The sequence below is a fragment of the Streptomyces sp. V4I8 genome (assembly GCF_041261225.1).
Classification (GTDB): Bacteria; Actinomycetota; Actinomycetes; order Streptomycetales; family Streptomycetaceae; genus Streptomyces.
The window spans coordinates 3,600,498-3,614,215 of sequence record NZ_JBGCCN010000001.1; the positions used below are offsets into that span (position 1 = coordinate 3,600,498).

The following is a 13,718-nucleotide window of genomic DNA, read 5'->3' on the forward strand; positions in this document are numbered from 1 at the left end:
CTCACGTCAACGACCGTTGAACGCGTCCTTCAACCGCGAGAACAACCCCTGCTGCCCCAGCTGACTGTGCCTTCCCGGGGGCCGACCCCCGGACCCCCAGCAGTGCCACCACAGCTCACGTCAACGACCGTTGAACGCGTCCTTCAACCGCGAGAACAACCCCTGCTGCCCCGGCTGGAACTGCCCCTGCGGCCGCTCCTCGCCCCGCAGCTTGGCCAGCTCGCGCAGCAACCGCTCCTGCTCGGGATCCAGCTTCGTCGGCGTCGTCACCTCGACGTGCACGATGAGATCGCCACGCCCTCCGCCCCGCAGATGCGTGATCCCACGCCCGTGCAGCGGAATCGACTGACCGGACTGGGTGCCCGGCCGGATGTCGACCTCCTCCAGCCCGTCCAGCGTCTCCAGCGGCACCTTCGTGCCGAGGCACGCCGCCGTCATCGGGATCGTCACCGTGCAGTGCAGGTCGTCACCGCGCCGCTGGAAGGTCGGGTGCGGGAGTTCATGGATCTCGACGTAGAGGTCACCGGCCGGACCGCCACCGGGCCCGACCTCGCCCTCACCGGCGAGCTGGATCCGCGTGCCGTTGTCGACACCGGCCGGGATCTTGACGGTCAGGGTCCGGCGGGACCGCACCCGCCCGTCCCCCGCGCACTCCGGGCACGGCGTCGGCACGACGGTGCCGAAACCCTGGCACTGCGGGCAGGGCCGGGAGGTCATGACCTGGCCCAGGAAGGACCGCGTCACCTGCGACACCTCACCGCGACCGCGGCACATGTCACACGTCTGCGCGGAGGTGCCGGGGGCAGCCCCCTCACCGTTGCAGGTGTTGCAGACGACGGCCGTGTCGACCTGGATGTCCTTCGTCGTACCGAAGGCCGCCTCGTCGAGCTCGATCTCCAGCCGGATCATCGCGTCCTGGCCCCGCCGCGTACGCGAGCGCGGGCCGCGCTGGGACGCCGTACCGAAGAACGCGTCCATGATGTCCGAGAAGTTCCCGAAGCCGCCCGCGCCGAAGCCGCCGGCTCCCGCGCCGCCCGCCTGGGACAGCGGGTCGCCGCCGAGGTCGTAGACCTGCTTCTTCTGCGGGTCCGACAGCACCTCGTAAGCGGCGTTGATCTCCTTGAACCGCTCCTGGGTCTTCGGATCCGGATTGACGTCCGGGTGCAGCTCGCGCGCGAGCCGCCGGAAGGCCTTCTTGATCTCTTCCTGCGACGCGTCGCGGCGCACGCCGAGAACGGCGTAGTAGTCCGTGGCCACTTACGACTCCGCCAGGATCTGTCCGACGTACCGTGCCACTGCGCGTACCGCTCCCATCGTTCCCGGGTAATCCATGCGGGTCGGTCCGACCACGCCGAGCTTGGCTACTGCCTCGCCGCCCGAACCGTAGCCGACCGACACCACAGAAGTGGAGTTGAGTCCCTCATAGGCGTTCTCGTGCCCGATCCGCACGGTCATGCCCGAATCCCCCGCCTCGCCAAGGAGTTTGAGGAGCACGACCTGCTCCTCCAGGGCCTCCAGGACGGGCCGGATGGTGAGGGGGAAGTCATGTCCGAAGCGGGTGAGATTGGCTGTTCCGCCGATCATCAGCCGCTCCTCGTTCTCCTCGACGAGCGTCTCCAGGAGGGTGGAGAGCACGGCCGAGACAGTGCCGCGATCCTCCATGTCGAAGGCGTCGGGGAGGTCCTCGACGAGCGTCGGCACATCGGTGAAGCGCCGCCCCGCGACCCGGCTGTTGAGCCGCGCGCGGAGATCCGCGAGCGGCCCTTCGCCGAAGGGTGCCGGGCAGTCGACCATCCGCTGCTCGACCCGCCCGGTGTCCGTGATCAGCACGAGCATCACCCGCGCGGGCGCGAGGGACAGCAGCTCGACATGCCGGACGGTGGACCGGGTCAGCGACGGGTACTGCACGACGGCGACCTGCCGCGTGAGCTGCGCGAGCAGCCGTACGGTCCGCGCCACGACGTCGTCGAGATCGACGGCGCCGTCGAGGAAGTTCTGGATGGCGCGCCGCTCGGGCGGGGTCATCGGCTTGACCCCGGCGAGCTTGTCGACGAACAGCCGGTAGCCCTTGTCGGTCGGGATACGCCCGGCGCTGGTGTGCGGCTGGGCGATGTAGCCCTCGTCCTCCAGGGCCGCCATGTCGTTGCGGACGGTCGCCGGGGAGACGCCGAGGCTGTGCCGTTCGGTCAGGGCCTTGGACCCGACCGGCTCCTCGGTCCCGACATAGTCCTGGACGATGGCACGCAACACCTGAAGCCTGCGTTCACTCAGCAATCGCGCACACCTCCAGAAGTCGTCCCCTTGGCGTCTCGCCTGGCACTCTGCGCTGGTGAGTGCCAACCGTCCCCGGCCAGTGTACGGCGGTGGGGTACGCCCCGGGCAAGGCCGGTCCAGCACCACCGTGCCCGACGGTGGTGTCGTTTAGCGTCGCGGTATGACGGTGACTTGGGAAGAACTGGGGTGGGAGCGGCTGGCGGCCGGCGTCGGACGGTGCCGGCTTCCGGGCTGGGACTGCACGGTGGGGCTGGTCGTCGGGGACGGCGTCGCGCTGCTCGTCGACGCCGGGTCGAGCCTCGGGGAAGGCGGGCGGTTGCGTACGCAGGCGCAGCGGCTCGCCGGTCACCGTGTGACTCATCTCGCGCTTACCCATCCCCATTTCGATCATGTCTTCGGGGCTGCGGCGTTCGCGGGGGCGGAGGTTTACGGCCCGGTGGGCATGGACGCCGTCTTCGCCTACGAGCGCGAGGAGCTGCGGGCGGACGCGGTGCGCAACGGCCTGGACCCGGCCTCGGCGGAGGAGGCCGTGGACGCGCTGGTCCACCCGCGCCACCTCGTGAGCGGCGAGTGGACGCTCGGCCTGGACGGCGGCCGTCAGGTCCTCCTGGCGAACGTGGGCCCGGCCCACACGGCCCACGATCTCGTCGTGCTGGTGCCGGGCGAGGCCCCCGGTGAGCGGGAGGTCGTCTTCTGCGGCGACCTGGTGGAGGAGTCCGGCGAGCCCCAGGCGGGCCCCGACGCCGTACCCGCCCAGTGGCCGGCCGCCCTGGACCGCCTCCTCGACCTGGGCGGCGAGGACGCACTGTACGTACCCGGTCACGGAGCGGTGGTGGACGCCGAGTTCGTACGACGTCAGCGCGACGCGTTGGCCGCCCGCTTCGGCGTGTCGGGCTGATCCACGGGACGCGCGGGCCGGGCTTCTCCTATCGTCATCCGAATGCGCCAGTACTCCCCGGACCTGACCCCGCCCTGGAAGAAGCCCAGGCCCGTCCCCGAGGTCCCGGCGGACCCGGGCCTGGTGGTGGAGGAGCCGGGCACGGGCTTCTGCGGCGCGGTGATCCGCTGCGAGGCGGGCACGGTGACCCTGGAGGACCGCTTCGGCAAGCACCGGGTGTTCCCGCTGGAGCCGCGGGGGTTCCTGCTGGAGGGCAAGGTGGTCACCCTGGTCCGCCCGTCCGCCTCGGCTCCCGTGCGCCCCACCCGTACGGCTTCCGGTTCGGTCGCCGTGCCCGGCGCCCGCGCACGCGTGGCCCGCGCCGGCCGTATCTACGTCGAGGGCCGCCACGACGCCGAACTGGTCGAGAAGGTCTGGGGCGACGACCTGCGCATCGAGGGCGTGGTCGTGGAGTACCTGGAGGGCGTCGACGACCTGCCGTCGATCGTGGCCGAATTCGCACCGGGGCCGGACGCGCGGCTCGGGGTCCTGGTGGACCACTTGGTGCCGGGCACGCAATGCCGTTGTTTGACTACTGAATCATCGTGGGCTGCAGCGTGATGGCCTTGGCAGGTACCCGGCGTGCTGGTGCACGTTGCTGGTCCTTGGGCCGGTAGGAGTACAGCGAGTTGGGGCGTTTGAGAAACCTGTCGGCCTCGCGTAGACGCCGGGTGCCATTGTCGAGTTTCCGGCACACCTTCGCGGACAGCAGGGCCAGGAACTTCCCGATCTTTGCGGGAGTATCGGCGCACTGCCGGATCACGCTGCGTCGCGCGTGCTTGAGGACCTTGACGAACGAGATGCGGTCCGGGTCGATGCCGTGACCGTCGGCGAGCCGCATGATGATGCCGGTCAGGCAGTAGTGGACGATCAGGTGTGCCCATACTTCCTGGCGCACCAGTGCCGGGTCGGCCGACCGCAGTACTTCCTGCCGGCCGCGCTGGAAGGTCTTGAGCTGGCGGTATGAAGATTCCGCCTCCCACCTCTCGTGATACAGGGCCGCGAGTTCGTCCGCGGGGTAGGTGTCTGTGTCGAAGAGATCGGTCAGGAGCCGGATCACCTCGCCGCCGTCGACGCGGTACTCGATCACACGGACCAGTACGCCGCCCGGGTGCGCGCCTTTCTGCCCGCCGAGGTTCATCCGCGCCAGGTAAGTGCCGTCGGGCAGGCGCTGCACCGGACGACGCGCGACGCAGGAGCGCGCCCGCAGCAGAAGGTGTGCACCGGCGGTGGTGTATGCCTTCCACAGTTCCACTCCGGGAAAGCCCCGGTCCATGATCACGAGCATTCCGTCGGCCGAAGCAGCCATGGCGACGGCCAGGTCGCGTTCGCCGCCGTTGAAGCCGCCCACCCGTGCGTCGATGGCGGCGTGGGTGCCGGTCTCGGTCAGTGTCACGACCCGGACCTGCGGAAATCCTCCTGGTTTTCCGCGCGAGTCCTTCGGGCCGCCGAAGGCGTGCCGGTTGGCCTCGTTGTCCGGCACGTCCAGCAGGAACCCGTCCACCGCGGCAAGACGCATCCCCCGCCAGAAGGATCCCGCCAGCCCGGGCGGGGCCAGCGGCCCGGCCAGTCTCCGGAACAGCATCTCCAGCACCTCAGGCCCCAGACGCTCCCGGGCACGGGTGAACGACGCCCTGTTCGGGATGTGTTCGCCCATCCCGGCGATCGCGCCCGTCAGGTTCTCCGCGACATCGTCATAGGAGTCCTGATGGAACAGGGCCAGGGCCAGCGTGAAGTACACCGTGAAGCCAGCCGGCAGAGCACCCGGCCGCCGGTCCCGCTTGCGGCACCCGCCCAGCACCTCGTCCACCAGCGCTGGCGTCACCCACCGCGTCAGCAGCCCCAGCCGTACCCGATCAGACAGCCCCACCCACGGATGACCCATGCCTGACCCATGCCCGGCCACGAGCACCACCCCACGGTCTCACCGGACACCCCCGCCAACTCCACCATTCAAACAACGGCATTGGCCGGGCACGAAGGAGTGGCGGATCTCCGAGTCGGTGACGAGTGAGCACGCGTTGGTCGTGGGCCACCCGTACATCGACATCTGGGAGGCGGTGAAGCCGTCGTCCCTGGGAATCGCGGGGTGGCCGAAGGTCCCGCACGGGCAGGACTGGAAGACGGGCGTGTGCCGGGCGCTGGGGTGGCCGTCGGAGAACACCGGGGCCGTGTGGCAGGCGATTCTGAAGCGGGTGGGGTCTTACCGGGACCTGGAGCCGGAGTTGCTGGGGCGGGTGGAGGAGCTGATCGACTTCGTTACGGCAGCCGGTGACGCCTGACTCCGGTGATGGTCCCGAACTCGCTCGTGTCCAGTTCCACGGCGAGCAATTCGAGCGGCACGGGGTCACCGAACTTCGTGATCCACTGACCGCGGTAGTCGGCTTGGTCTCCTTCACCGATGGGGTCGGTGAGCAGAACACAGTGCGCCATGATCGGGTCGATGATCAGGTAGGCGGGGATCTTGCCTGCCGCGTAGATGGAGCGCTTGAGCCCGTAGTCCCGGTCGACACTCGTCTTCGAGACCACCTCGACCACCAAGGTGACCAGCTGGGACGGCACGAGGTTGCCCGAGGCTGGAGCCACACCGCGTTCCAGCACCACCAGGTCCGGAATGGGCTCGCTGGCCTCGTCGAAGATGTCCAGGTCCGTCGTCTGGAGCCGTTCCCAGGGCTTGCGCGGGATCTGGTCCTGCACGTCCACCACGATCCGGTTGTGCACCAGATCAGGAGCGGCCATCATCACGATTTCCCCCCGGAGGAGCTCGACCTTGACACCCTCGGGAGGCTCAAGCTCCTCGAAGTACTTGGTCATCCCACGCTCGTCCACAGCGGTCATCTCCGTGGCCCTCCACATCCGCCGCGTCCTTTTAGCGGCAGCCTACGAATCAGGTTAGGGACCGAACCGACGTTCCGCACCGATTCACACGCCCGAGTGATCAGTCCACCAAATCCCTGACCACCGCATCCGCCAGCAACCGCCCCCGCAACGTCAGCACCGCACGCCCCTCCGCATACGGCCCCTCCTGAAGCAGCCCCTCCCCCAGAGCCCGCCGAGAAGCCGCCAGCCCGTCCTCCCGCAGCAGCTCCAGCGGCACGCCCTCCCGCAACCGCAGCTCCAGCAGGACGCGCTCCACCCTCCGGTCCTCCTCCGACAGCAGCTCCCGCCCCGCCCCCGGCGACTTCCCCGCCGCCAGCGCCCCCGCATACGCCCCCGGATGCTTCACGTTCCACCACCGCACCCCGCCCACATGCGAGTGGGCCCCCGGCCCCGCGCCCCACCAGTCGGCGCCGCGCCAGTACAGCTCGTTGTGCAGACAGCGGGCCGCCTCCGAGGTGGCCCAGTTGGAGACCTCGTACCAGTCGAAACCGGCCGCCGTGAACGTCTCCTCGGCGATCAGGTACCGGTCCGCGTGGACGTCGTCGTCCGTCATGGGGACCTCGCCCCGGCGGATACGGCGGGCCAGCTGGGTGCCCTCCTCGACGATCAGGGCGTACGCCGAGACGTGGTCGGGCCCGGCGCCGATCGCCGCCTCCAGCGAGGCCCGCCAGTCGTCGTCCGACTCCCCCGGTGTGCCGTAGATCAGGTCCAGGTTCACATGCCCGAAGCCCGCCGCGCGGGCCTCCGCGACGCAGGCCTCGGGGCGGCCGGGGGTGTGCGTGCGGTCCAGGATCTTCAGTACATGCTGCTTCGCGCTCTGCATGCCGAAGGAGATCCGGTTGAAGCCGCCCTCGCGGAGCGTGGCCAGATAAGCCGGGTCGACCGACTCCGGGTTCGCCTCCGTGGTGATCTCCGCGTCCGGCGCCAGCCCGAACTCGTCGCGGATCGCCCCCAGCATCCGTACGAGATCGTCGGCGGCCAGCAGCGTGGGTGTACCGCCGCCGACGAAGACCGTGCGGACCTGGCGCGGGTCGTCGCCGAGGACCTTGCGGGCGAGGCGGATCTCGTCGGCGAGCGTCTCGGCGTAGTTGTCGCGGGACGCCAGCACTCCGCCCGTGCCGCGCAGCTCGGTCGCCGTGTAGGTGTTGAAGTCGCAGTAGCCGCAGCGGGTCGCGCAGTACGGGACGTGCAGGTAGAAGCCGAGGGGGCGGTCGGCCGCGTCGGCGAGGGCGTGCGGCGGCAGCGCGCCGTCGGCGGGGACGGGCTCGCCGTCGGGGAGTGCGGAGGGCATGGGTTCCATTGTCCCGTACCCCGCCGGTTACTCGGCCTGCAGCACCAGCAGCGCCAGATCGTCCTCCGGCGGACGGCCGCTGAACTCGTGCACCAGCTGCCGGATCCGTTCCGCGATCAGCTGGGCGTTCAGCCCCGCGCATCCGGCGAGGGCCGTCGCGAGACCGTCGCCGTCGTCGAACTGGCGGGAGCCGCTGCGCCGCTCCGTCACCCCGTCGGTCACGCACAGCAGGGTGTCGCCGGAGCGCAGCTCGAAGGTCTCGCTGGTGTACGTCGCGTCCTCGATGACGCCGAGGAGGGTCTGCGGGTGCGCGGCGGTGTGGACCTCGCCGCCCGCGCCCAGCAGCAGCGGCAGCGGATGTCCGGCGGAGGCGAGGGTGCAGCGGATGCCGCCGTCGATGGGGGTGAGTTCGCCGTACAGGAGGGACAGGAAGCGGGTCTGCGGGCCGTCGCCGGGCGGGACCGGTCCGACGAGGGCGCGGGCGGCGGCGTCGGCGGCCTCCGTGGCGTCGTCGAGGAGGAGCTGGTTGAGGCGGTCGAGGACGTCGGCGACGCGGTAGCCCTCGCGGGCGAGGAGCCGCAGCCAGGGGCGTGCGATGCCGATCACCACGGCCGCCTCGGGCCCCTTGCCCTGGACGTCGCCGATGGCGAAGCACCAGCGGCCGTCACCGGCCGGGAAGAGGTCGTAGAAGTCGCCGCTCGGGCCGCCCTTGTCGCACGGCTCGTACACCAGGGCGCTGACCACCCCTGGGATCTCCGCGACGGCACCGGGCAGCAGTCCGCGTTGCAGGACCCGGCTGATGGTGGCCTGCCGGGCGTACTGGCGGGCGGCGCCGATGGCGAGGGCCACCCGGCGGCTGAGGTCCTCGACGAGCCCGGTGACCTCGTCGGGGAAGTGCATGAGGTCGGCCCGCCCGATGACCAGCGTGCCCAGCGGGCGGCCCCCGGCGACCAGCCGGTACGCGAGCGCCGTGCCGCGCACCCCGCGCGAGCCCAGCGCCTCGCCGGGCCAGGGATAGGCGACGGGCCCGGTGCGGTGGGAGTCGGGCGGCAGTGGCGGCTCCTTCTCCAGGGCGCGGCGGAGTTCCTCGATGAGGTTCTCGGAACCGTGCCAGACGCGGGCCAGCCGGGGCCCGGTCCCCGCGGTGCCGTCCACCGCCCAGCCGCCCTCGGCCTCACCCGATCGGGGGTATCCCCAGCGCCCGGCGACCTCGTCCTCCAGCCACACCGCGCACCAGTCCGCCAGCCGCGGCACGATCAGCTGGCCGGCGAGCGCGGCGACCAGGTTCTCGTCGAGCTGCCCGGCGAGCAGGTCGGACGCCTCGGCGAGGAAGGACAGGGCGCCCCTGTTGAGCCAGTCCCGTTCCCGCTCGGCGCGATGGGGGTACCCCCGCTCGAGCGGATTCGAGAGTGGGGGAGGCTCGGGCGCGAGGATCTCGGCGACGCGCAGCCCGCGCTCCAGCGCCCGCTCCTCCGCGTACGCCTCGATGTCGTCCCTGGCCGCCACCGGGTCCTCGGCGGGCAGCCGCGCCCACACGATCTTGGCGCCGGTGCGATAGGTGACACCCCAGGACTCCGCGAGCCGGGACACGAGGCGCAGCCCGCGCCCGTACTCCGGTGTCTCGTACGGCGCCTCGAACTCGCCGTCGCGCGGGGCGCGCGAGGGGTGGTGGTCCAGGACCTCGACGACGAGGGCGCCGGTCTCGTCCTCCAGCCGGCAGGCGAGTTCGACATCGGTACCGGCGTGCACGACGGCGTTGGTGACGAGCTCGCTCACGACCACGACGGCGTCGTCGACGAGCCGGTCGGTGAGGTGTTCGGTGCCGGGGACACCGGAGGCGGCCCATTCGGTGAGGGCGTTGCGCACGAGGGTGCGGGCGGAGCCCGGGGAGAGGGCGCTGCCGGGGAGGGTGGTGCGGGTTTCCGCGCCCACGCCCCCGTGCGCAGGCACACCAGAGGCACGGGTGACGGTCTCCCGTTGCGCCGGAATGGCCCCCATGGACAGCTCCCCGAACGGTTCGGACGAATACGCCTCAGACGACGCCGACAGAGTGACAGACTGGCCGCGCCCATAAGCACCGAGTTACCGAAGTGGGCCGCCATGAGTGAGAACCGTGCTACGCGTGTGCTCGAAGACGGACAGAAAGACGGTCAGATTCGAGCATCGGAACTGCGACCGCTGCTTGCCGCGATGACCGCGGCCCGGGACGGCGACTTCCGCAGGCTCCCGGAGACCGGCGAGGGAGTGGTGGCCGAACTGACGGCTGTCTTCAACCAGATCATGGACCGCAGCACGCACTTCAACCGTGAAGTGCAGCGGGTCAAGCGGGAGTTGGTGCGGCACGGCCGGCTCGACGAGCGGCTCTCGGCGAGCCCGGGGCCGGGCGACTGGACGACCCGCGTCAACGACGTCAACCATGTGCTCGACGCCCTGGTGGCCCCGGCGGCGAACGCGACGCGCGTGCTGGACGCGGTGGCCGGCGGCGACCTCACCCAGCGCGTCGACCTGCACGACGGCAGCCGTCAGTTACGCGGTGACCTGCGCCGTCTGGGCCGGGCCGTGAACAAGATGGTCGACCAGCTCTCCCTGTTCACCGGCGAGGTCACCCGCGTCGCCCGCGAGGTCGGTACCGAGGGCCGGCTCGGCGGGCGGGCCAAGGTGCAGGGTCTGTCGGGCAGTTGGCGGGACGTGACCGAGGCCGTCAACACGATGGCGTCCCGGCTGACCGCCCAGGTGCGCGACATCGCCCTGGTGACCACGGCGGTGGCCCGCGGCGACCTCACCCGCACGGTCACCGTCGAGGCGACGGGTGAGCTCCTCGAACTCAAGCTGACCGTCAACACGATGGTGGACCAGCTCTCCGCCTTCGCCGACGAGGTGACGAGGGTCGCCCGCGAGGTCGGCACCGAGGGCCAGTTGGGCGGGCGGGCCCAGGTCCGAGGCGTCTCCGGCGTCTGGAAGGACCTCACCGACAACGTCAACTTCATGGCGTCGAACCTGACCTCCCAGGTCCGCAACATCGCGCAGGTCACCACCGCCGTCGCCAACGGTGACCTGAGCCAGAAGATCACCGTCGACGCCCAGGGCGAGATCCTCGAACTCAAGTCGACCATCAACACGATGGTCGACCAGCTCTCCGCCTTCGCCGACGAGGTGACGAGGGTCGCCCGCGAGGTCGGCACCGAGGGCAACCTCGGCGGCCGGGCTCAGGTGCGCGGCGTCTCCGGCGTCTGGAAGGACCTCACCGACAACGTCAACTTCATGGCGGACAACCTGACCTCCCAGGTCCGCAACATCGCCCTCGTCTCCACCGCCGTGGCCCAGGGCGACCTCGGCAAGAAGATCACCGTCGAGGCGAAGGGCGAGATCCTGGAGCTGAAGTCCACCATCAACACGATGGTCGACCAGCTCTCCGCCTTCGCCGACGAGGTCACCCGCGTCGCCCGCGAGGTCGGTACCGAAGGCAACCTCGGCGGTCAGGCCCAGGTGAGAGGCGTCAGCGGCGTCTGGAGAGACCTCACCGACAACGTCAACTTCATGGCACTGAACCTGACTTCGCAGGTACGCAACATCGCCCAGGTGACGACGGCCGTGGCGAACGGCGACCTGTCGAAGAAGATCACCGTCGACGCACGCGGCGAGATCCTGGAGCTGAAGGACACCGTCAACACGATGGTGCAGCAGCTGCGCGCCTTCGCCGACGAGGTGACCCGGGTGGCCCGCGAGGTCGGCACGGACGGCCGGCTCGGCGGCCGGGCGCAGGTGCTGGGCGTCTCCGGCGTCTGGCGGGACCTGACGGACAACGTCAACTACATGGCCGACAACCTCACCTCACAGGTGCGGAACATCGCCCAGGTCACCACGGCCGTCGCCAACGGCGACCTCTCCAAGAAGATCGACGTGGACGCGCGCGGCGAGATCCTGGAGCTGAAGACCGCGATCAACACGATGGTCGACACCCTCTCCTCCTTCTCCTCCGAGGTCACCCGCGTGGCCCGCGAGGTGGGTTCCGAGGGCCAGCTGGGCGGTCAGGCCCGGGTGGAGGGCGTGTACGGGACCTGGAAGCGCCTGACGACGAACGTGAACGAGCTGGCGTCGAACCTGACCACGCAGGTCCGCGCGATCGCCGAGGTCGCCTCCGCCGTGGCCCAGGGCGACATGTCCCGCTCGATCACCGTGGAGACGCGTGGCGAGGTCGCCGAACTGAAGGACAACATCAACCTGATGGTGGCCAACCTGCGCGAGACGACCCGCGCCAAGGACTGGCTGGAGTCCAACCTGGCCCGCCTCGCCGCCCTGATGCAGGGCCACCGCGACCTGATGGAGGTCGCCGACCTGCTGCTGCGCGAGCTGACACCGCTGGTCAACGCGCAGTACGGGGCGTTCTTCCTGGCCGACCCGGACGAGGAGAGCGCCGCGCTGCGGACGACCGTGCCGGCCAAGGGGCTCGCGTTCATCGCCGGATACGGCTCGGCGCAGGGCGCGACCGTCGAGACCGGCGGCCTCCCGGTGCACGGCCTGGTCCGGCAGGCGGCCCGCGAGAAGAAGCGGATCCTCGTCGAGGAGGCCCCGCCGGACTACATCAAGATCAACAGCGGACTGGGCGAGGCGGCCCCCACCAGCGTCGTCATCATCCCGATCCTCTTCGAGGACAAGCTCCTCGGCGTGATCGAGCTGGCGTCGTTCTCCCGCTTCTCCGACGTGCACCTGGCGTTCTTCGACCAGTTCGTGAACACCATCGCCGTCGCCATCAACACGATCATCGCCAACTCCCGTACGGAGTCCCTGCTCGGCGAGTCCCAGCGCCTCGCCATGCAGCTCCAGGAACGCTCGGACGAACTCCAGATGCAGCAGGCGGAGCTGCAGCGCTCGAACGCGGAGCTGGAGGAGAAGGCGGCGCTGCTGGCTACGTCGTCCCAGTACAAGTCGGAGTTCCTGGCGAACATGTCGCACGAGCTGCGGACGCCTCTGAACTCGCTGCTGATCCTGGCGAGGCTGCTGTCGGACAACCCGGACGGCCATCTCACCGACCAGGAGGTCCAGTTCGCGACGACCATCCACAGGTCGGGCTCGGACCTCCTGCAACTGATCAACGACATCCTGGACCTGTCGAAGATCGAGGCGGGCCGGATGGACGTACGCCCGAAGAAACTGCCGCTGATCAAGCTGCTGGACTACGTCCACGCCACGTTCCGCCCGCTCACCCTGGACCGGGGGCTCGCCTTCGAGGTGTCGGTCGGCGAGGACGTACCGCGCGACATGTACTCGGACGAGCAGCGCCTCCAGCAGATCCTGCGCAACCTCCTCTCCAACGCGATCAAGTTCACCGCGACCGGCCGGGTCGAGCTGCGGGTGAGCCGGATGAAGGACCCCGAGCGCCGATGGGGGTCCCCCCGCTCGAGCGAAGTCGAGAGCGGGGCAGTCCTCCGCGAGAGCGACGAGGTGATCGCGTTCGCGGTGTCCGACACCGGCATCGGCATCGCGGCCGAGAAACTCCCGGTGATCTTCGAGGCGTTCCAGCAGGCCGACGGCACGACCAACCGCAAGTACGGCGGCACCGGCCTCGGCCTGTCCATCAGCCGCGAGATCGCGGGCCTGCTGGGCGGCCGTATCGTCGCCGAGAGCGAGCCCGGCGAGGGCTCCACCTTCACGCTGTACGTCCCGGTCGCCAGCCCCGGCCACGCCGCCACCGGCCCGGTTCCCGAGAACCGCCCGCTGCCGGCGCCCGAGCAGCTGTCGGCCGAGACGTACCCGACCGCCCACGACGCGGACGAGTCATGGCCGACACCGGCCAAGCTGGAGGCGTGGCAGACGGGCCGGGCGGGCCGGGTCCTCCCGGGCCGACGCGTGCTGATAGTGGACGACGACATCCGCAACGTCTTCGCGCTCACTCATGTCCTCGGCCGGGTGGGCATGCCGGTCCTGTACGCGGAGAACGGCCGCGAGGGCATCGAGACACTGGAGCGCAACCCGGACGTCGAACTCGTCCTGATGGACATCATGATGCCGGAGATGGACGGATACGAGACGATCTCCGCCATCCGCCGCACCCCGCGCTGGGTGGACCTCCCCATCGTCGCGCTGACCGCGAAGGCCATGCCCGGAGACCGGGAGAAGTCCATCGCGCGGGGCGCCAACGACTACGTACCGAAACCGGTGGACGTGGATCAGCTGCTGACCGTCGTCCGCGACCTCCTGGACCCCGAGGGCGCGGAGCCGGCTGAGGCGCCCCGGAGGCGGAGCGGAGAAGAACTCGCCGCGAAGCCGGAGAACACCGCAGGACCGGGACAGAGCACTTCCGAGGAGGAAGAGGTCCCGCCGACCATCACCGAATGA

The 13,718-nt window shown here is 70.2% G+C and carries 8 protein-coding genes and 2 pseudogenes; 4 read left to right on the forward strand and 6 right to left on the reverse strand.

The annotated features are described in order from the left end of the window. Nucleotides 1-120 precede the first annotated feature (120 nt). A complete protein-coding gene (gene dnaJ, locus ABIE67_RS16350) occupies nucleotides 121-1,257 on the reverse strand; it encodes a molecular chaperone DnaJ (protein ID WP_370257791.1) in 1,137 nt (378 codons plus the stop codon). Continuing rightward, nucleotides 1,258-2,274: a heat-inducible transcriptional repressor HrcA gene (gene hrcA, locus ABIE67_RS16355; protein ID WP_370257793.1), complete on the reverse strand. Its 1,017-nt coding sequence runs from the start codon at nucleotides 2,272-2,274 to the stop codon at nucleotides 1,258-1,260. Between the two features lie 160 nt (nucleotides 2,275-2,434). Between hrcA and ABIE67_RS16360 the strand changes: the two genes are divergently transcribed. Both ABIE67_RS16360 and ABIE67_RS16365 read left to right on the forward strand, forming a co-directional pair. Further along, nucleotides 2,435-3,172, forward strand: coding sequence for an MBL fold metallo-hydrolase (locus ABIE67_RS16360; RefSeq protein ID WP_370257795.1), 738 nt, complete (start codon nucleotides 2,435-2,437; stop codon nucleotides 3,170-3,172). Nucleotides 3,173-3,214: 42 nt separating this feature from the next. Then, a pseudogene (locus ABIE67_RS16365) lies at nucleotides 3,215-3,730 on the forward strand (DUF3097 family protein); the annotation flags it as partial. A 13-nt stretch (nucleotides 3,731-3,743) separates the two neighbouring features. Here the strand turns inward: ABIE67_RS16365 and ABIE67_RS16370 are convergent. Then, nucleotides 3,744-5,081 (reverse strand): IS4 family transposase, encoded by a 1,338-nt coding sequence (locus ABIE67_RS16370; RefSeq protein ID WP_370257796.1) that lies wholly within the window; start codon nucleotides 5,079-5,081, stop codon nucleotides 3,744-3,746. A gap of 100 nt (nucleotides 5,082-5,181) precedes the next feature. Here ABIE67_RS16370 and ABIE67_RS16375 point away from each other — a divergent pair. Then, nucleotides 5,182-5,493: pseudogene (locus tag ABIE67_RS16375) on the forward strand (DUF3097 family protein); the annotation flags it as partial. Here ABIE67_RS16375 and ABIE67_RS16380 read toward each other — a convergent pair. The 3 genes from ABIE67_RS16380 to ABIE67_RS16390 all read right to left on the reverse strand — a co-directional run bounded on the left by ABIE67_RS16380 (nucleotide 5,471) and on the right by ABIE67_RS16390 (nucleotide 9,380). After that, entirely contained in the window at nucleotides 5,471-6,049 is a 579-nt protein-coding gene (locus ABIE67_RS16380; protein ID WP_370257798.1) for a Uma2 family endonuclease, read from the reverse strand. The pseudogene ABIE67_RS16375 and the gene ABIE67_RS16380 overlap by 23 nt on opposite strands. 100 nt (nucleotides 6,050-6,149) lie before the next feature. After that, complete coding sequence (gene hemW / locus ABIE67_RS16385) at nucleotides 6,150-7,382, reverse strand: radical SAM family heme chaperone HemW (RefSeq protein WP_370257800.1); 1,233 nt, start codon at nucleotides 7,380-7,382, stop codon at nucleotides 6,150-6,152. Nucleotides 7,383-7,409: 27 nt separating this feature from the next. Next, entirely contained in the window at nucleotides 7,410-9,380 is a 1,971-nt protein-coding gene (locus ABIE67_RS16390; RefSeq protein WP_370257801.1) for a SpoIIE family protein phosphatase, read from the reverse strand. Between the two features lie 102 nt (nucleotides 9,381-9,482). Here ABIE67_RS16390 and ABIE67_RS16395 point away from each other — a divergent pair, with 102 nt between their 5' ends. Then, nucleotides 9,483-13,718 (forward strand): HAMP domain-containing protein, encoded by a 4,236-nt coding sequence (locus tag ABIE67_RS16395; protein ID WP_370257803.1) that lies wholly within the window; start codon nucleotides 9,483-9,485, stop codon nucleotides 13,716-13,718.